Origin of the sequence: Streptomyces odonnellii (assembly GCF_000981895.1) — a bacterium.
Lineage (GTDB): Bacteria > Actinomycetota > Actinomycetes > Streptomycetales > Streptomycetaceae > Streptomyces > Streptomyces odonnellii.
The window spans coordinates 17,800-35,740 of sequence record NZ_LATD01000354.1 but is presented as its reverse complement, the minus strand read 5'-3'; the positions used below and the strand labels follow the sequence as shown (position 1 = coordinate 35,740).

18 protein-coding genes are annotated in these 17,941 nt (G+C 70.5%); 4 read left to right on the top strand and 14 right to left on the bottom strand.

The window, feature by feature from the left end; translation table 11 throughout:
• Nucleotides 1–68 precede the first annotated feature (68 nt).
• The 6 genes from WH07_RS29210 to WH07_RS29185 all read right to left on the bottom strand — a co-directional run bounded on the left by WH07_RS29210 (nt 69) and on the right by WH07_RS29185 (nt 6,320).
• Nucleotides 69–950, bottom strand: coding sequence for an ABC transporter ATP-binding protein (locus WH07_RS29210; protein ID WP_079023649.1), 882 nt, complete (start codon nt 948–950; stop codon nt 69–71).
• A complete protein-coding gene (locus WH07_RS29205; protein ID WP_079023648.1) occupies nt 947–1,873 on the bottom strand; it encodes an ATP-binding cassette domain-containing protein in 927 nt (308 codons plus the stop codon). The genes WH07_RS29210 and WH07_RS29205 overlap by 4 nt, the downstream gene beginning before the upstream one ends.
• Complete coding sequence (locus WH07_RS29200) at nt 1,870–2,817, bottom strand: ABC transporter permease (RefSeq protein WP_232789097.1); 948 nt, start codon at nt 2,815–2,817, stop codon at nt 1,870–1,872. Before WH07_RS29200 ends, WH07_RS29205 begins: the two co-directional genes overlap by 4 nt.
• On the bottom strand, nt 2,814–3,779 hold the full coding sequence (locus tag WH07_RS29195; RefSeq protein WP_046506380.1) for an ABC transporter permease: 966 nt from the start codon (nt 3,777–3,779) through the stop codon (nt 2,814–2,816). The genes WH07_RS29200 and WH07_RS29195 overlap by 4 nt, the downstream gene beginning before the upstream one ends.
• Nucleotides 3,780–3,894: 115 nt before the next feature.
• Complete coding sequence (locus WH07_RS29190) at nt 3,895–5,472, bottom strand: ABC transporter substrate-binding protein (protein ID WP_079023647.1); 1,578 nt, start codon at nt 5,470–5,472, stop codon at nt 3,895–3,897.
• Between the two features lie 77 nt (nt 5,473–5,549).
• Nucleotides 5,550–6,320, bottom strand: coding sequence for a DUF1684 domain-containing protein (locus tag WH07_RS29185; protein WP_046506377.1), 771 nt, complete (start codon nt 6,318–6,320; stop codon nt 5,550–5,552).
• Between the two features lie 268 nt (nt 6,321–6,588).
• Between WH07_RS29185 and WH07_RS29180 the strand changes: the two genes are divergently transcribed.
• The gene (locus WH07_RS29180) at nt 6,589–7,194 is read left to right on the top strand and encodes a TIGR03086 family metal-binding protein (RefSeq protein ID WP_046506398.1); all 606 of its coding nucleotides are present in this window, start codon (nt 6,589–6,591) and stop codon (nt 7,192–7,194) included.
• 258 nt (nt 7,195–7,452) lie between these two features.
• Here WH07_RS29180 and WH07_RS29175 read toward each other — a convergent pair whose 3' ends face one another.
• A complete protein-coding gene (locus WH07_RS29175; protein ID WP_046506375.1) occupies nt 7,453–9,573 on the bottom strand; it encodes a hypothetical protein in 2,121 nt (706 codons plus the stop codon).
• Nucleotides 9,574–9,630: 57 nt separating this feature from the next.
• Nucleotides 9,631–10,032: a winged helix-turn-helix transcriptional regulator gene (locus WH07_RS29170; RefSeq protein ID WP_046506373.1), complete on the bottom strand. Its 402-nt coding sequence runs from the start codon at nt 10,030–10,032 to the stop codon at nt 9,631–9,633.
• An 81-nt stretch (nt 10,033–10,113) separates the two neighbouring features.
• On the opposite strand from WH07_RS29170, the gene WH07_RS29165 reads away from it, so the two are divergent.
• The 3 genes from WH07_RS29165 (at nt 10,114) to WH07_RS29155 (ending at nt 13,543) form a co-directional block, all read left to right on the top strand.
• Entirely contained in the window at nt 10,114–11,655 is a 1,542-nt protein-coding gene (locus tag WH07_RS29165) for an MFS transporter (RefSeq protein WP_046506370.1), read from the top strand.
• A gap of 131 nt (nt 11,656–11,786) precedes the next feature.
• Nucleotides 11,787–12,551, top strand: coding sequence for a chitosanase (locus WH07_RS29160; protein WP_046506394.1), 765 nt, complete (start codon nt 11,787–11,789; stop codon nt 12,549–12,551).
• A 134-nt stretch (nt 12,552–12,685) separates the two neighbouring features.
• Nucleotides 12,686–13,543, top strand: coding sequence for a chitosanase (locus WH07_RS29155; RefSeq protein ID WP_046506367.1), 858 nt, complete (start codon nt 12,686–12,688; stop codon nt 13,541–13,543).
• A 57-nt stretch (nt 13,544–13,600) separates the two neighbouring features.
• Here WH07_RS29155 and WH07_RS29150 read toward each other — a convergent pair whose 3' ends face one another.
• The 6 genes from WH07_RS29150 to WH07_RS29125 form a co-directional block, all read right to left on the bottom strand.
• Nucleotides 13,601–14,977 carry an 8-oxoguanine deaminase gene (locus WH07_RS29150; RefSeq protein ID WP_046506364.1) on the bottom strand — a complete coding sequence of 459 codons (1,377 nt, stop codon included), beginning with the start codon at nt 14,975–14,977 and terminating at the stop codon, nt 13,601–13,603.
• Nucleotides 14,978–15,058: 81 nt separating this feature from the next.
• Nucleotides 15,059–16,003, bottom strand: coding sequence for a factor-independent urate hydroxylase (pucL, locus tag WH07_RS29145; RefSeq protein WP_046506361.1), 945 nt, complete (start codon nt 16,001–16,003; stop codon nt 15,059–15,061).
• 5 nt (nt 16,004–16,008) lie between these two features.
• Complete coding sequence (gene uraH, locus WH07_RS29140; protein WP_046506358.1) at nt 16,009–16,428, bottom strand: hydroxyisourate hydrolase; 420 nt, start codon at nt 16,426–16,428, stop codon at nt 16,009–16,011.
• Nucleotides 16,425–17,072: a 2-oxo-4-hydroxy-4-carboxy-5-ureidoimidazoline decarboxylase gene (gene uraD / locus WH07_RS29135; protein ID WP_079023646.1), complete on the bottom strand. Its 648-nt coding sequence runs from the start codon at nt 17,070–17,072 to the stop codon at nt 16,425–16,427. Before uraD ends, uraH begins: the two co-directional genes overlap by 4 nt.
• A 64-nt stretch (nt 17,073–17,136) precedes the next feature.
• Nucleotides 17,137–17,535, bottom strand: coding sequence for a helix-turn-helix domain-containing protein (locus tag WH07_RS29130; RefSeq protein WP_046506355.1), 399 nt, complete (start codon nt 17,533–17,535; stop codon nt 17,137–17,139).
• Complete coding sequence (locus WH07_RS29125) at nt 17,532–17,849, bottom strand: hypothetical protein (protein ID WP_046506350.1); 318 nt, start codon at nt 17,847–17,849, stop codon at nt 17,532–17,534. The genes WH07_RS29130 and WH07_RS29125 overlap by 4 nt, the downstream gene beginning before the upstream one ends.
• Between the last annotated feature and the right edge of the window lie 92 nt (nt 17,850–17,941).

The following is a 17,941-nucleotide window of genomic DNA, read 5'->3' as shown; positions in this document are numbered from 1 at the left end:
CTACACCGACTTCCTCACGCTCCCCGCCTACGAACGGCTCCGCGGCTGACGGTGTGTGTGCCGGCGCCTCAGACTTCCTTCGCCGACGGGAGTCTGGGGACGCTGGTGATGAGGCGGCGGGTGTAGGGGTGGGTGGGGGTGCCGAGGACCGCGGGGGTGTCGCCCTGTTCGACGATGCGGCCGCGTTCCAGTACCGCCGTACGTTCGCACAGGGCCGCCACCACCGAGAGATCGTGGGAGACCATCGCGATGGTGAGGCCCCTGGTCTCCTTCAGTTCGATCAGCAGGTCCACGATTCTGACCCGGGTGGTGACGTCGAGAGCGCTGACAGGCTCGTCGGCGAGCAGGATCCGGGGCTCGCAGACCGTGGCACGGGCGATGGCGATGCGCTGGCGCTGGCCGCCGGAGAACTCGTGCGGGTAGCGGGCCGCCGCGTCCGCCGGCAGGCCGACGGCCTCCAGCGCCGCGGCCACCCGGGGGTCGTCCTGGCGGGAGCGGGTCAGGCCGAGGGAGCGCAGGGGCTCGGAGACGATGCCGCCGACCCGCTGCCGGGGGTCGAGGGACGAGTACGGGTCCTGGAACACGCTCTGTACGGCGCGCCGGAAGCGGCGCATCTGTTCGCGGTCGCGAAGCCGGAGGTCGGTTCCGTCGAACAGGATCCGTCCGCTCGTGGGCCGGGTGAGGCCGAGCAGCAGCCTGAGCACGGTGGTTTTCCCGGCCCCCGACTCGCCGACCAGACCGACGCTGTGGCCGGCGGTGATGTCGAGCGAGATGCCGTGAAGGACGGGCGGCGAGCCGCGGTACGCGAAGCCCGCGTCCCGCGCGGACAGGACGGGCACACCGCCGGCCGGGGAGTCCACGGCTGCCGGGACTCCGGCCGAGTCGGACTGGGTCAGGCCGGACCGGGCCGCGTTGGGCGGGACCGAGTCGGGTCGGATCGGGTTGGTCATCGGACGATCCGTTCCAGTGCGCTTTCCAGGTGGCGGGCGCTGTCCACCAGATCCCGGGTGTACGGATGGCGTGGCCGCCGTACGATCTCGTCCACCGTCCCCGACTCGACCGCCGAACCGTCCTTGAGCACCACGACATGGTCGGTCACCGCCGAGACGACCGCCAGGTCGTGGCTGACGAACAGCAGCGCCATGTGCCGCTCCGCGACCAGTCCGTCCAGCAGCGCGAGCACCTCCGACTGCACGGTGACATCCAGGGCGGTGGTGGGCTCGTCCGCGATCAGCAGGGCCGGTTCGCAGGCCAGGGCCATGGCGAGCGCGACGCGCTGACGCTGGCCGCCGGAGATCTCGTGCGGGTAGGCACGGATGATCCGGTCCGGTTCGGGAAGCCGTACCTGTTCGAGCGCCTCCCGCACCGCGCGGCGCAGCGCGGCTCCGCGCAGCCCGCGCCACCGGCGCAGCGGACCCGCGACCTGGCCGCCGATCCGCATCAGCGGGTCGAGCGCGGTGAGCGGCTCCTGGAAGACGATCGTGGCGGCCCTGCCGCGCAGACCGGTCAGCCGCTGCTCGCTCGCGCCGACGACCTCGGCGCCGGGTCCGTCCGCGCCCGCTGCGAGGACGACGCTGCCGGAGGCCGTCATCCCGGGCGGCAGCAGGCCCAGAACGGCGAGTGCGGTGAGAGACTTGCCGGAACCGGACTCGCCGACCAGGCCGAGCCGGGAGCCCGCGCCGATCGAGAACGACAGATCGGAGACGAGGGCCCGGCCCTGGTCGGTACGGATCGTCAGTCCGCGGACATCGAGCACCGTGGCGGCGGGGGCGGCCGGGCCGGGGGCCGGGCCGGCGGCCACCGTACGGGAAGTCTTCGCGTCGGCCGTCTTCGCGCCGGGAACGGCGGGGCCGGACTTCTCGAACTCGTTCATCGGGTCCTCCGCCGCGTGGGATCCAGCGTGTCGCGCAGCCCGTCCGCGATCAGATTGACCCCGACCACGAGCATGACGAGCAGCACCCCGGGGGCGACGACCCCCGTGGGCGCGGTGAACACCGTCGCCTGTGCCTCGTGCAGCATCCGTCCCCACGAGGCATTCGGCGGCGGCGCGCCGAGGCCCAGGAACGACAGGCTCGCCTCGGCCATGACCGCGAGACCGAACTGCTGGGCCAGATTCACCACCAGCGTGGGCCAGATATTGGGCAGTACATGCCCGGTGATCACACGCGGCCATGAGGTTCCCGAGGTGCGTGCGGCCGTGATGTAGTCCAGAGCCAGCACCCGTTTGACCAGGATCCGGGTCAGCCGGGCGATCACGGCGGTCATCGCGAACCCGATGGCGAGCACCGCCGTACCGAGCGAGGCCGACCGGGCCGCCACCATCAGCATGGCCAGCAGCAGGGTCGGAAAGGCGATCAGTACGTCGAGCAGGGTGGACAGGGTGTCGTCGAGCCAGCGTGTGGCGAAGCCCGCGGCCAGTCCGGCACAGACACCGAGCGCCGCCCCGATCGCGATCGCGCCGAGCCCGGCCTCCAGAGCGATCCGCGCGCCGGTCATGAGCTGGGTGAGCAGGTCACGGCCGAGCTTGTCCGTACCGAGCAGATGCGGCAGCCCGGGTGGCACGAGCCGGCCGCCCGAGGTGTCGTCGGGGGCGTACGGGACCCAGAACAGCGAGACCAGCGCGATGGCGACGATCAGCCCGACGAGTACGCAGCCGGCCACCAGGGCGGGCGAGCGCCGCCCGCGCGAGGCTCCCGCAGCCGTACCGGGCTCCTTGCCCGTACCCGTGTCCCGATCCGTCTTGGCCGGCCCGGACAGCTTGGTCGGCTTGGTCAGCCTGGTCGGCTTGGTCGATTCCATGGCGGTCGGCTCGCTCATCGGGCACCTCCCGACAGCCGGCCGCGCAGCCGGGGATCGATCAGCCGCTGTGCGATGTCGCCGAGAAAGCCGATGACCAGGACGGCGAACGTACTCACGAACAGCACCCCTTGGACCGTCGGGTAGTCGTGCTGCGCGACGGCCTGGGCGAGCATGCTGCCCAGGCCGGGCAGCGCGAACACCGTCTCGACCACCACCGCGCCGAGCAGCGTCGTGGCGAGTTCGATGGCGAGGACGGAGACGACCGGTACGGCGCCGTTGCGCAGGCCGTGCCGCCACATCGCGCGGCCGAAGGACGAGCCCAGGGCCCTGGCGGTACGCAGATAGTCGCTGCCGAGGACGTCCAGGGCCGCCGACCGTACGTACCGGATCAGCGAGGCGGACATCACCAGGGCGACGGTGATCACCGGCAGGGCCAGCGAGGTGAGCGCCTCCCCCGGCTCGGCCCAGCCGTCCTGCGGGAAGCCCCCGGCGGGCAGCACCCCCAGTTGCAGCGCGAAGACCGTGATGAGGATCATCCCGATCCAGAAGACCGGTACGGCGATGCCCAGTTGGGAGATTCCGCTGATGAGCGTGCCGTACCAGGTGGCCGAGCGGTGCGCCGCGACGAAACCGACCGGGACCGCGATCAGCACCGCCAGCACGAAGGACAACAGCGTCAGCGGAACGGTGACATCGAGCCGCGAGGTGATCTCAGGACCGACCGGGAGCGTGCTGATGAACGAGTTCCCGAGGTCGAAGGTGGCCAGTTGATGGAGCCAGGTGACGAACTGCTCGGGCAGCGGGCGGTCCGAGCCGATCTCGTGGCGGGCCGCGGCGATCTGCTCGGGGCTCGCGCCCACCGCGAGCAGGGAGTTCGCCGGGTCACCGGGCAGCGTCCGCAGCAGCAGGAAGATCACCACGCCGGCCAGGAACAGTGAACCGGCCAGGAAGGCCAGCCGCCGCAGCAGATAGGAGATCATCAGGGGAGGGGACCGATCGGTGTGAGCACGGAGGCGGGGCTTCCCGCCGTACGGGCCCGGCGGCCGGGGTCCGGTCGACCGGCGGCCCGGAGGGCCCGTACGGCGGAGGAGGACATCAGCTCTTCTTGATGGCGTAAGCGTAGAACTGCGAGTTGAGCCCGTTGAGCGGGTAGCCCGACAGCTTGGTCGACGCCACCACGATCTGCGGGTACAGATACAGCCAGTCGCTGGCCGCGTCCTCCGCGATCTGGTTGTTGACCTTCTTCAGCAGCGCCGTCTGCTCATCGGTCGTGTCCGACTGCTCGGCCTGCTTCACCCACTCGGTGACCTGCTTGTTGTCGTAACCCCAGTAGAAGTCCGGGTCCCCGTACCAGACGATGTCCCGGTCGTTGACATGCTCCTGGAGCGTCGCGCCGAAGTCGTGGTTCTTGTAGACCTTGGTGTACCACTCGTCCGGCGTGATGATGTTGATCTTGACGTTGATGCCGACCTTGGCCAGTTCCGACTTGATGAAGGTGGCCGCGGTCGGGTGCGGGTCGTAGTTCGGGGTGTCGAGGGTGAAGTCGAAGCCCTTGGCGTAACCGGCCTCCGCGAGCTGCTTCTTGGCCAGCGTCACGTCGTACGGATTGATCTTGGTGAGGTCCTCGTACCACGGGTCGGTCGGCGGGACCATGGAGCCGATCAGCGTGCCGTGGTCGCCCCAGACCGACTGGAGCAGCTTCTTGTTGTCGATCGCCGAGCTGACGGCCTTGCGCACCTTCACATTGTCGAAGGGCTTGACCTTGTCGTTGAAGGCCAGCAGCAGCTTGGTGGTCGACTTCCCGTCGTTGACCTTGTAGGCCGGGTTGCTCGCGAACTGGTCGAGGGCGTCCGGGCTCTGCTCGCTGGTCACCACGTCCACGGCGTTGGTGAGGAGCGCGTTGTTGAGGGCGGTCGCGTCCTTGTAGTAGTGGAAGACGACCTTCGCGTTGGTCGCGGGCGTCCCCCAGTAGCCGGGGAAGCGGTCGAGGCTGAGCGCGGAGCCCCGGGTCCACTTGTCCAGCTTGTACGGTCCCGTGCCGTCCTCCGTGGTCTTGAGATCCTTGGCCTCGGAGTTGACGACCCACACATAGCTGAGGTTGTAGACGAACGAGATCGACTTGGACGACAGGGTCACCGCGACGGTCGCCGGGTCCGGGGTGGCGATCGACTTGATCATGTCGAAGCTGCTCTTGCGCGCCGACTGGGAGTTCTCGGCGGTCACCTTCTCGATGCTGTACTTCACATCCGCGGAGGTGAGTTTCTTGCCCGAGTGGAAGGTCACGCCGTCGCGGAGCTTGAACGTGTACGTGAGTCCGTCCGGGCTCACGGTGTAGTCCTCGGCGAGCTGCTTCTCGACCTTGCCGCTGTCGGTGAGCCTGAACAGGCCCTCGTAGACATTGCCGTTGAGCGCCTCGGTGACGCCCTGGCCGCCGCCTCCGGTGTTGTCCAGATTCTGCGGTTCGTAGAGCGAGCCGATGCCGATGGTCGCGTTCTTGTCGTACGAGCCGGAGGGCGTGGTGCTCTTGTTGTCGTTCCCGGAGCCGCAGGCGGTGAGGGCCAGGGCCAGGGTGACCGCGAGGGCGCCGCCGAGCAGCGGCCTGGACAGCGGTCCGGGCAGCGGCGAGGACGACGCCGCGCGGAGCGGCGCGGGGAGCGGTGCGGACTTTCTCATCTCTTCTACTCCTGATCAGCGGCCGGACGGGGCCCGGGAAGGGGCAGCTCCGGCTGTGGTGCCGTGGTGGGTTTGGCTCAGCTCAGCGAGTAGCCGCCGCGGAAGACCGGGACCTTCTCGCCCGCGTGGACGGGCAGGTGCAACCGGTTCTGCCGGGGCGGCAATGGACAGTTGTACTGAGCGGAGAATCCGCACGGCGGCACGAAGGCGCGGTTGAAGTCGAGTATCACCGTTTCGCTCTCCCCCTCACGCGGGACGAACAGGAACCGGCCCGCGCCATAGGTGTCGGCGCCATTGGTCGGATCGCCGAAGACCAGGAGAAGCGTTCCGTCGTCGTCGAAGGCCGACAGCGTGTAGTCCACGCCGTCCAGTGTGACGTGGATGTCACCGGGAACGACCAGTTCCCGGCTGCCTCCGCTGTCCCTGATGTGCTCGAACGGAACGCGGCGGTCGGTGGCGACGGGGGCGAAGGCGGCCTCGACCACCCAGTCCGGCCGAAAAGGGTAGGTGTCGATGGACGAGAAGTGCTGGATCGCCGGGGCATCTGCGTCCCAGAGGCGCAGGGCGTGCTCGGGCTCGCCCGTGTGGATATTGGTCCGCCGCAGCGTGGTGACGGTCACATGGCCTCCGGCCCCGTCCTCTTCGCCGTCCGCGTCCGCGTCGAGACGTTTCTCCTCCGCGGCCCTGGCCTCCTCAACGTCGGTCCCCTGCGGCAGCCAACGGGTCTCGACCAGTGCCAGATTCCCGAGCGGACCCGTGACGGCCGCCTGCCGGGAGGCCCGCCAGGCGTCGAAGCCGGACTGCGCGACGGCTATGGCCGAGGAAGAAGCGCGGGTTTGTACGGACATGCGTGACTCGCTCCGGTCTACGTCAAAGGTTCGATCCGGCGCGTGTTGTCGCTGTCGGGTCTGGAACGAGTGGATCGTACATGCGAGGGATCATTTCCAGCCATAATCGCCCACTCTTCGAGACAGCCGTCTCATACCTGGGCTCCTGACGTCCTGGAGCGCGCTTCGAGTGGCCTTCGCATGCGCTTCGACGCGACTGCGGGTGCGCTTGGGCCGATGAGTTCTGGCGGCGGGGCGGGTCTGCCCTTTCATGAACACGAACACGAACATGAACACGAAGGTTGATCTTTTCGATCTCGGTCCCGCGTGCCTGCGGGTGGCCGGGGTGGTGGACGGGATTCGCGATGAGCATCTGGCGGGGCCGACGCCGTGTCCCGCGTACACGGTGCGGGAGGTGCTCGGGCATCTCGTCGGGCTGACGGTGGCGTTCCGGGACGCGGCACGGAAGGAGCTGGGTCCGACGACGGACACGCCGCCGGGCGCCGCGCTGCCCGTACTCGTCGACAACTGGCGTGAGCTGCTGCCGAGGCAGCTCGACGAACTCGCGGCGGCCTGGCGGGCGCCGGAGGCATGGCAGGGTGCGACCCGGGTCGGCGGGGTCGATCTGCCGGGGGAGGTCACCGCGGCGGTGGCACTGAACGAGGTCCTGATCCACGGCTGGGACCTGGCGCGCAGCACGGGCCAGGAGTACGCCCCCGACGAGGCGAGCCTCCAGGTGTCGTACGGGATGCTGGCGCCGGCGGCGGAGGCGGCCGGCTCGGAACCGGCTCCGGAGGGTCCGTTCGGGCCGCCGGTCGTGCTGCCGGCGGACGCGCCGCTGCTGGACCGCGTCATCGGCCTCAGCGGCCGCGACCCGGGCTGGCGCCCGGCCTGACACCGGACCGCACCGAGTGAACCGGGGCAGGTCCGGGCAGCACGCCCGGAGGCCGGGGGGCCTTACGGTCGACCGCGCCCGGACCTGCCCGCCTTGCGGGTTCGTCCTCAAGCGCCGGACGGGCGACCCAGCCCGTCCGGCGCTTGAGGACACAGCACAACAGCCCGTCCGGCGCTTGAGGACACGGCCCGGCGGGCGAAGCCGCCGCACCGGCCGCACGCGAAGAGCGTCAGGCCCGTCGCCGGCAGCGCCCCTGCGTCAGGACGTGCCCAGCAAAGCGCGCGCCTGCTGCTGGAAGTGGGCGTCCGCCGCGACGAGGCTTCTCGTGTCGCCTGTGGCCCAGACTCTGCGGTCCCGCTCCGCCAGGTCCCTCAAACGGGTGCGGTGGTCCGGGGTCAGGGCCTCCGGGCCCAGGGCCGTGAGCGCGTCCAGGGCCCCTTGAGGATCGGCGTTCCGTTCGGCCGCGGTGAGCAGTGTCGCGGCCAGATCGGCGGGGTCCTGGGTGGAAGGGGCCACGGCGAGCAGGGCCAGGGCCACCGACGGCGCGCGATGGAGATCGGTCAGATGGTGCTCCAGCGCCGGGACCAGCGCGGCTGCCGCCGGGCCGAGTCGGGCGGCGGCCCGTGCGGCCCGTATCGCCGTCCAGCGCGCCCATTCGTTGTCCGCGTCCGCCAGTACGCCCGCGATCACCGGCACGGCATCGTCCGGATCACCGGTCAGCCGCCACAGCGCGAGGGCCGTCTCCACATCGGTGTCCATACGCGGGGTCGTCCGGCGGCCGTCCTCCCCGGCGAGGGCCGCCCGGAGCACCGGAAGCAGTACGGTCGCGTCCTCGCCCAGCGCATCGGCTGCGCCGACGGCCTCCCGTATCCGGTAGAGGTCGCCGCCTGCCAGTTCGGCGGCGAGCGCCGTCAGCAGCGGCCCGCTCTCATCGGTGAGTCCGTGCAGTGCCCGCGCCGCCGCGAACCGGCCCTCTTCCGGCCCCGACACGGCCGCCTCACGCAGTGGTTCAACGGCCCTGCCAGGATCAGCCGCCGCCAGGGCGCGCGGTACGACGAGGGGGAACCGGCGCAGTGCCGCGACGAGTTCGGGGAAGGCGGGCGCGGCACGCTCGCCCCAGTGCGTGAGCAGCCGGGTCAGATGGATCGGCTCGTTCCCCTGGAGTTCCGGGTCGGCCAGCCGGGCGCGAACGGCGGTCAGGAGCTCCGGGTGGTACGGGAACGGCGGGGCGTCCTGCCCGCCCGGGAAGCCGACCGCCGCACCGAGGGCGCCGGGGCGCCCGGGCAGATCCCGCGCGAGCAGCGGGGCCGCCCGCTCCGGGTCCACCCGGACGAGGGAGCTGAGCGCGCGGTCCGCGAGATCGCCGCCGGCCGAGGCCAGGGCGGCCAGCGCCGGAGCCGCGGGGGCCGCGTGCGGGCCCAGCTTGTCCAGAACGAGGAGTGCCGTACGCGCCGACGACGGGTCGTCCAGCAGGCCGATCACCGCGGACGCCAGCCGCGCCGGAGCGCTGCGCGAGAAATCGCATGCCTGCTCAGCGGCCCACAGCGCCTCCGCCCTGCTCTCCGCGTCGGGAGCGCGGAGAGCGGCGTCGAGCAGGGAGAGCGCCGCCTCACGGTCCGCAGCCGTGTCGCGCTCCAACAGCTCTCCGACGATGTACTGGAGGGGCTCCGTCCGGTCCTGGTCGAATCGGTCGGCGACCAGATCGTCCAGCGGAAGCAGCGACAGCGCCGTCTCGTGGTGTGCGGGCGTCCAGGGCAGCCCGGCGTCCAGAGAGGCGAGGACCCCGGCGATCCTCAGCTCCGGCGGCTCCCCCGGGTCGAGCGCCGCGAGCGCCCCGGGCGCCGAGCCCACCGGGTCGAGCAGCACGATCCCGGAGAGCAGTTCGGCCCGTACGAGAGCGTCCTCCTCCCGCTCACTCCGCCGCAGCAGCACCGGAAGGACCGCCCCCGCCTCTCCCGTACCGGCCGCCGTCCAGACCGCCGCCTGCCGCAGCCGCGCGTCGCAGTCCTCCACGAACGGCAGGATCAGGGGCAGTTGGGCGATGACCGCCGCCCGGCAGGGACCGGGCTCGGACTCGCTCGGGCCGCGCTCGTGCTCACCCTCGGCTATTCCGCCGAGCAGGACCAGCAGGTCCGGACTCCGGACCCCGGCCGCGGCCAGCCGCGCCAGATACGGCACGGCCCGCGCGGTGGCGCCGTACACCGAACCCTGGTGGAAGATGCTGCCGTACAGCTCGTCCAGAGCCGCCGCCCCCTCTTCCTCGTCCTCACCCGCCAGCCCGCGGAGCAGCCCGGGCACATCGGCCGCGCTGCCATAGGCGTGCTGGAGGTCCGCCCAGGGCTGGGCGTCCAGATCGGCGAATACCTGTACGAGATCCATGGCCGCATCGTGCCACGGGGGTCCGACAACGCCCGGTCCTGTCCACAGGCCAGGCCCTCAGTCCGCGTTCAGCCCCCGCCCGTGCGCCTCGTCGTACGCCGCCCGCGACTGCGCGATCGTCACCCGGTGGCGCTCCGCCCAGTCCGTCAGCCCGAGCAGTGAGGCGTGCAACTCGCGGGCGACGGGCGTCAGTTCGTACTCGACCTTGGGCGGGACCGCGGGATGCGCCGTACGGATCAGCAGCCCGTCGCGCTCCAGATTCCGCAGGGTCAGCGTGAGCATCCGCCGGCTGATCCCCTCGATGGAACGCTCCAGCTCCGTGAACCGGATCGGCCCATGGGCGGCCGCGATCAGGATCAGGACGCTCCATTTCCCGGCGACCCTGTCAAGAACTTCCCGCACGGGGCACGCCTGCGCGTGCACGACCTGCGACGTTACCCGCGTGTTCCCCTGGGACATCGAAGTGCCTCCTTACGACGGACTCCACGGTCACTCACGATAACCCCCGTTACATATCGTGCACCTTTGGAGGTCCAAGCCATGGTCCAAGCCATGGACGGGGTCGTCGCACCCTCCCGTCACTCCCGCTGGACAGCGCTGGCCGTGCTGTGCGCGGGGACCCTGATGACCGTCCTCGACGGCAGTATCGTGACCGTGGCGATGCCCGCCATCCAGTCCGGTCTCGGATTCTCCCCGGCCGGTCTCGCCTGGGTCGTCAACGCCTATCTCATCGCCTTCGCCGGGCTTCTGCTGCTGGCGGGCCGGCTGGGCGATCTCATCGGCCGGCGGCGGATGTTCGTGTCGGGGCTCGCCGTCTTCACCGCGGCCTCGGTGCTCTGCGGGGTCTCCACCAGCTCCGGCGCCCTGATCGCCGCGCGCTTCGTGCAGGGCATCGGCGGGGCGATGACCTCGGCGGTCGTCCTGGGCATGCTGGTGGCGCTGTTCCCCGAGGGCCGTGACCGGGCCAGGGCGATCGCGGTGTTCAGCGCGGTCGGGGCCGCGGGAGGGGCGCTCGGCACCTTTCTCGGCGGCGCCCTCACCTCTGCTCTCGGCTGGCACTCGATCTTCCTGATCAATCTCCCGATCGGGGTGGCCGCGCTGATCGCCGCCCTGCGCGTCCTGGCGAACGACCGCGGCCAGGGCCTCGGCAAGGGAGCCGACTACGCGGGCGCGGTCCTGGTCACCGCGGCGCTGATGCTCGGAGTCCACACCATCGTCAGGGCCGCGGACCGTGGCTGGGCGTCCACGCCGACGCTCGGTTTCGGGGCGTTGTCCGTACTGCTGCTCGCGGCCTTCGGCGCCCGGCAGGTGTACGCGGCCGATCCGCTCCTGCGGCCACGGCTGCTGCGCTCCCGGACCCTGGCGGGCGCGAATCTCGTCCAGCTTCTGATGGTCGCCGGGATGTTCACCTTCCAGTATCTGGGCGCGCTCTACATCCAGCGGGTGCTGGGCTTCGACGAGTTGCTGACCGGCATCGCGTTCCTGCCCGCGCCGTTGGTCATCGGGGTGCTGATGCTCGGCTTCTCGGCACGGCTGACCGTACGGTTCGGGCCCCGGCGAGTGCTGCTGTCCGGGCTCGCGCTGATCGTCGTCGGGCTGGCCGTGCTCGGACGGGCTCCCGCGGACGGTACGTACGCGACGGACGTACTGCCCGTGATGCTGCTGCTCGGGACCGGCTTCGGGCTGGCCATGCCGCCGCTCACGGGCCTGGCGATGGCGGACGCGCGGCCCGAGGACGGCGGTCTGGCGTCCGGCCTGTTCAACACAGGCCAGGTGGTGGGCGGGGCGCTCGGTCTGGCCGTCACCGCGGCTCTCGCCTCCGGCCGGACCCGCGAGCTGCTCGGAGCGGGGGACGACGCGGTCCCGGCCCTGAGCGGCGGCTACCAGCTCGCGTTCCGTACGGCGGCGGGCGTGGCCGCGGTGGCGCTGCTGACCGCGGCGGCTCTCCTCCGTACAGAAGGGCCACGTACGGAAAAGCCCCGCAAGAAGAGGGCTCGTGCCGTCAAGTCCGGTACGGGAAAGCCACGTACAGGTGAGCCACGTACGAACGAGCCGCGAACCCCTACCACTCATACGGGTTGATCTCGGACCACTCGCGTAATCTCGGGATCCGGCCGGTGCGCGCCACGGGAACCGGCGCGCACCACAGGGGAAAGGGCCGGTACGTGATCCACGCGCTCCGCGGACTGCTACGCGTCCTGCTGGTGCCGGCGATGTGCCTCATCAGCACCGCGTGCGCCGGCACCCCGCAGACGCCGGCCGCGCTGGACGATCCGGCGAAGAAGGAGATCGCGATGCGGCTCGTTTCCAGCGCGGAGAACTCCTCGCTGGACTGGAGGGCCCAGTACGGCTACATCGAGGACATCGGCGACGGCCGCGGCTACACCGCCGGAATCATCGGATTCTGCACCGGCTGCGGCGATCTCCGCCTGGTCGTCCAGCGGTACGCGAAGGCCCGCCCCGGGAACGCGCTCGAGCGTTTCCTCCCGGCGCTGCGGGCGGTCGAGGGCAGCGCGTCCCACAAGGGGCTCGGCCGCGCCTTCACCGACGCCTGGAGGAAGGCGGCCGGGGATCCGGCCATGCGGCGGGCCCAGGACGCGGAGCGCGACCGGATGTATTTCGCTCCGGCCGTCGCGCGGGCGAAGGCCGACGGTCTCGGCGCGCTGGGGCAGTTCATCTACTACGACGCCTATGTGATGCACGGCTACGCCGACGCCAAGGGCTCGGCCGGCTTCCGTACGATCCGCGAACGCGCCCTGCGCCGCGCCGAATCGCCCGCCCGCGGGGGCGACGAGACCTCGTATCTCGGCGCGTTCCTGGACGCGCGGGCCGCCGCGATGCGCGGCGAGCGGTCCCACTCCGACACCAGCCGGATCGACACGGCCCAGCGGGTCTTCCTGGACAAGGGCAATCTGGCCCTCGATCCCCCGCTCGACTGGGCGGTGTACGGCGACCGCTACCACATCGCCGACAAGTAGCACCTCACCGGAGCGGTCGACTTGTAGTCAACTGTCCGGCCCTCACGCCCTCTTCACACCCGACCGGGTATACGGCACCCCTCGCCTTTGGTAGGAAAGCTTCCTAACAGATAGCGCAACCAGGAACTCTCCCCATGGAGGTCAGGGTGCCCACCCCCCACATACGCACTGTCCTGCTCGCACTGACGCTCGTCGCTCTTCCCGTCACCGCCACCACCCTGGCGAACGCGGCGCCGAACCCGGCCGCCGCCACCGCCCTCGCGCCTGCCGCCCCCGCCGCGGCGGCGGGACTCGACGACCCGGCGAAGAAGGAGATCGCCATGCAGCTCGTCTCCAGCGCGGAGAACTCCTCGCTGGACTGGAAGGCCCAGTACGGCTACATCGAGGACATCGGCGACGGCCGCGGCTACACCGCCGGAATCATCGGATTCTGTTCCGGTACGGGCGACATGCTGGACCTCGTCGAGCTGTACACCAGCCGCAAGCCGGGCAACCCGCTCGCCTCGTATCTGCCCGCGCTGCGCAAGGTCGACGGCACGGACTCGCACCAGGGTCTGGACCCGGGCTTCACCTCGGCCTGGAAGCAGGCCGCCAAGGACTCCGCGTTCAAGACGGCGCAGAACGACGAACGCGACCGGGTCTACTTCAACCCGGCCGTGAACCGCGGCAAGCAGGACGGGCTCGGCACGCTCGGGCAGTTCACGTACTACGACGCCATCGTGATGCACGGCGACGGCGGCGACAGCACCAGCTTCAGCAGTATCCGCAAGCGCGCCCTGGCCAAGGCGAAGCCCCCGGCCCAGGGAGGCGACGAGCGGCGGTATCTGCACGCCTTCCTCGACGCCCGGGTCTGGGCGATGAAGCAGGAGGAGGCGCACGAGGACACCAGCAGGGTGGACACCGCGCAGCGGGTGTTCCTCAACAAGGGCAATCTGAACCTGGATCCGCCGCTGGACTGGAAGGTCTACGGCGACAGCTTCCACATCGGCTGAGCCGACCGGCCGGCGCGGGATCCTTCCCGCGCCGGCCCAGGTGGTCGCGGGACAGGTTCAGGACTCCGCGGCGATCCGCGCGAGCCGCCGCGCCTCCACGCGGGTGGAGCGGGCCACCTCGTCCTCGTCCACCCTGGTCAGACGCCCGTCCTCGACCACCGTCCGCCCATCGACCAGGGAGAGCGTGACAGGCGCGGCGGCACCGAGGACCAGCGCCGCCACCGGGTCCGCGATCGAGGCATGGGCGAGGGTGTCCAGCTTCCAGAGCACCAGGTCGGCCAGCTTGCCCGGCTCGATCGAGCCGATCTGCCCGGCGCGGCCCAGGACCTGGGCGCCGCCGTACGTACCGAGGCGCAGTGCCTGACGGGCGTTCAGGGCGGCTTCGCCGCGTGCACCGAGACGGTTGATGAGCAGGGCGTTGCGCAGCTCGGTGTGGAGTTCGCCGGACTCGTTGGAGGCCGTGCCGTCGACCCCGAGGCCGACCGGGACGCCCGCCGCGAGCATGTCCGGGACCCGGGCGATCCCGGCCGCGAGCCGGGCGTTGGAGGACGGACAGTGCGCGACTCCCGTACCGGTACGGGCGAACGCGGCGATGTCGGCGTCGTTCATATGGACGCAGTGGGCCATCCACACATCGGAGCCGAGCCAGCCGGCCGACTCGAAGTAGTCGGTCGGGCCCATTCCGAACCGCTCCTTGCAGAACTGCTCCTCCTCCACGGTCTCACTGCCGTGCGTGTGCAGCCGCACCCCCTTGCGGCGCGCCAGCTCCGCGCCTTCCCTGAGCAGTTCGGTGGAGACGGAGAACGGCGAGCAGGGCGCGACCGCGATCTGGGTCATCGCGTCGAAGGCGCTGTCGTGGTGGCGGTCGACCGTCTCCTCGGTGGCGGCGAGCGCGCCGTCGAGGGTCTCGACGGCGAAGTCCGGGGGCAGTCCGCCGTCGGACCGGCCGCGGTCCATGGAGCCGCGGGCGAGGGTGAACCGTACGCCTGTCTCGGCCGCGGCCCCGATGATCGCGCCCGACAGGTCGCCCGTACCGCGCGGGTAGACATAGTGGTGGTCCATGGCGGTGGTGACCCCGCCGCGGGCCATCATCGCGAGTGAGCCGCGCGCGGCCGCCCGTACCATCGGCTCGTCGATCCGAGCCCAGACCGGATAGAGCGCGACCAGCCAGTCGAAGAGATTGTGGTCGGTGGCGAGGCCGCGGGTGATCCACTGGTAGAAGTGGTGGTGCGTGTTGACCAGGCCGGGGGTGACGAGATGGCCGGTGCCGTCGATACGGCGTGCCACACCGTCCAGGCCGGCCGGAGCCCTGCCGGGGCCGACGGACTCGATCCGGTTGCCCGCGACGACCACATGCCCCGAGGCGTACTCGGTGTCGTGGGCGTCCACGGTCGCGATGGCGCAGTTCTCGATGACGATGCGCGAAGCCGCCATGGCGGTTCCTCTCCCTGACTTCAGAGACGGTGCCGGCTCGGAGCCTCGGAGCCGGGCTCGAAGATGGGCTCGGGGCCGGGCTCAGAGACGGGTGAGGTCGAGCGGAATGCGCGGCTCGGCTCCGTCGCGCAGGACGGTCGCCTCTATCAGACCGTAGGGACGGTCGGCCGCGAAATAGACCTCGTTGTCGTTCTTCAGCCCGAAGGGCGCCAGATCGACCAGGAAGTGGTGCTTGTTCGGCAGGGAGAAACGGATCTCGTCGATCTCCCCGCGGTTCTCGATGACGCGCGAGCCCATCTGGTAAAGGGTCTGCTGGAGCGAGAGCGAATAGGTCTCGGCGAAGGCCCGGAGGATATGCCGCTTCGTCCGGTCGTACGAATCGTCCCAGTCCGGCATCGGTTCGTCGTCGCCCGACCAGTGGTAGCGCCATCTCGCGGAGACCTCGGTGGCGAGAATACGGTCGTACGCCTCGCGGAGCGTGGTGTATTTGTCCTTGACGAAGCCCCAGAACTCGGAGTCCGTCGAATTCATCACGGTCAGATCCTTGAGGCCGGACATCACCTCCCAGGTCTCGCCGTCGAAGGTGATCTGGGTGACGCGGGTCTCCTGGCCCGTACGGACGAAGGAGTGCGCCGACGCGCCGGAGGCCGCTTCGCGCGAAGGTCTGTCCGCTTCATGCGAAGGTCCGTCCACGGCGGCGATGCGGTCCCAGGCGTACTCCTCGATCCGTATGCGCGCCTGGTGGATCGGCTCCTGGCTGGTGACGAAATGCCGGGCGAGACGCATGCCGAACTGCTCGGCCGACTCTATTCCGTGCTCCTTGGCGAACGCGTACACCGTGTTCTTGGTGGTGTCGGTCGGCAGCACATGCGCGTTGGAACCGGAATAGTGCACGTCCGCCATGTCGCCCTGGAGAGCGACGGAGACATTCAGGTCCTTGATGTGGTGGGTGCGGCCGTCCCGGGTGATCCTGACAACGCGGGTCTCCGCTTTTCCGTACTGGTTCTGGCCGAGCATCGTGGGCATTTCCGCTAGCTCCCTCGGTATACGGAATAGCCGAACGGGGTGAGCAGCAGCGGTACGTGATAGTGCTCACCGGCGATGACGGTGAAGGTGACCGTCACCGAGGGGAAGAAAGCACCGCTGTCGCTCCGACGCGGTGTCTCCCGCCCCTGCTCCTCGGCTTTATTCCCGCTGGTGCTGGTGATCCCGTTGGCGAAATACTCCCCGGTCGCGAATTCGAGACGTACCTGAGCCGTTCCCTCCGGCAGCGCCGGCAGGTCCTTGCAGCGCCCGTCGGCGTCGGTGCGCGAGTCGCCGAGCACCTGCCAGCCCGCGTCGGGGCCGGTACGGGCCGCGAGCGCGACGGCGACATCCGCGGCCGGGCGCCCGACGCTGGTGTCCAGGATGTGAGTGGACACGGAGGCGGTGGTCGCGGTGCCGGCGCTCATGAGTGGTCGCCCTCTGCCGCGAAGTCCCGGGCCACGAGGTCCCCCGCCACAAGGTCCTCGGTCACGAGGCCCTCCGCCATGAGGTCCTTCGTCACGAGGTCCTTCGTCACGAGACGGGCCAGCCGGATGCGGTTGATCTTGCCGAGTTCGGTGCGCGCGATGGCACGCTCCTGCTCCGGCGTGTGCGTCAGCCGTTCCCTGAGCGCGTCGAGCAGCTGCTCACCGGTCGCGCCGGTGGCACAGATCAGGAAGACATGTCCGAACCGCTCCTGGTACGCCAGATTCAGTTCGAGCATCTCGGCCCTGAGCGCCTCGGACGCGCCGGCCATCCCCCGCTGCTCACGGGACGAGACCGCGTCCCCGGGCTCCGGCCGGCCGATCGGCGGATGCCCGGCCATCGCCTCGGCCAGATCCGTGTCGGTCAGTTCACCCATCGCGGTGTCGGCGGCGGCGAGAAGCGCGTCCTCGGTCGCGTACGGACGGCGGGCGAGCAGCTTCCTCCCCCACGCGCTGCTGGCGCACACCTCGTGCAGCAGGGCCAGAAACTCGCTGTCGGGGAGGGTGTTGAACCGGACCAGGCCCGGTGTCGGAGTCGGAGTCGACGTCACGGGAGCCTCCGTGGCTGTGCTGGGCGGGCTGCGCATAGCTAACGCCCTCGGCACCCGACCGTCAACACTTTGTTGAAATCTCGTATACGGCGGAGCCGCCTCAGGCCGGCGGCTGCTCGCCCTTCGCCGCGCTCGCCGCGTTCTCGCGGTTGAGGTAGTTGTAGACGGTGAAGCGGCTGACCCCGAGGGCGCTCGCCACCGTCTCCACACCATGCCGCATCGAGAAGGCGCCGCGCGCCTCCAGTATCCGTACGACCGACTGCTTGGTCCTGCGGTCCAGTTCCGCGAGGGGCATGCCGTGCCGGCGCTCAAGACCGGCCAGGATGTGGTCCAGGGACTCCGAGAGCTGCGGCAGCCGTACGGCGAGGACGTTCTCGCCCTCCCAGGCGAGCAAGACATCGTCGGGCCGGGCCTCGTGCGGCGCGATCAGTTCCCCGCCGATGGCGTCGACCAGCGGCTTGACGGCCGTCACAAAGGGATGGTCCGGCGGCCCGCTCATCGTCCGTCCCCCGCACTCACGCCTGACTCGCCGCGCTCGCCGGGCTCGGCGCCCCCGGCCCCGGCTGTCTCGCCGGTTTCGATCACATTGACCTGGAGCGACACCCGCGTCGCCCCGGCCGCCAGCGACCGCCGCAGCAAGGTGTCCACGGTGTTCAGTACGGCCTCGGCGCCGCCCTCCGCCGTATTGCCGAAGGGCCCCACGTCGACGGAGTCCAGCGCGGCCCCCATGACCACCTCACGGGCCACCACCGCGTGCGCGGGCGCCTCGTCGAGGTCGAACGGTTCGGTCGTGAACTCGACTCTCAGTCGCACTGTGCCTCCATCGCGCCGCGCCCCGGGTCGAGGACGACCCTAACCGAAGGGAAACGCGCTTCGGCCGGCCGTGACCCACCGGGACCGACCGT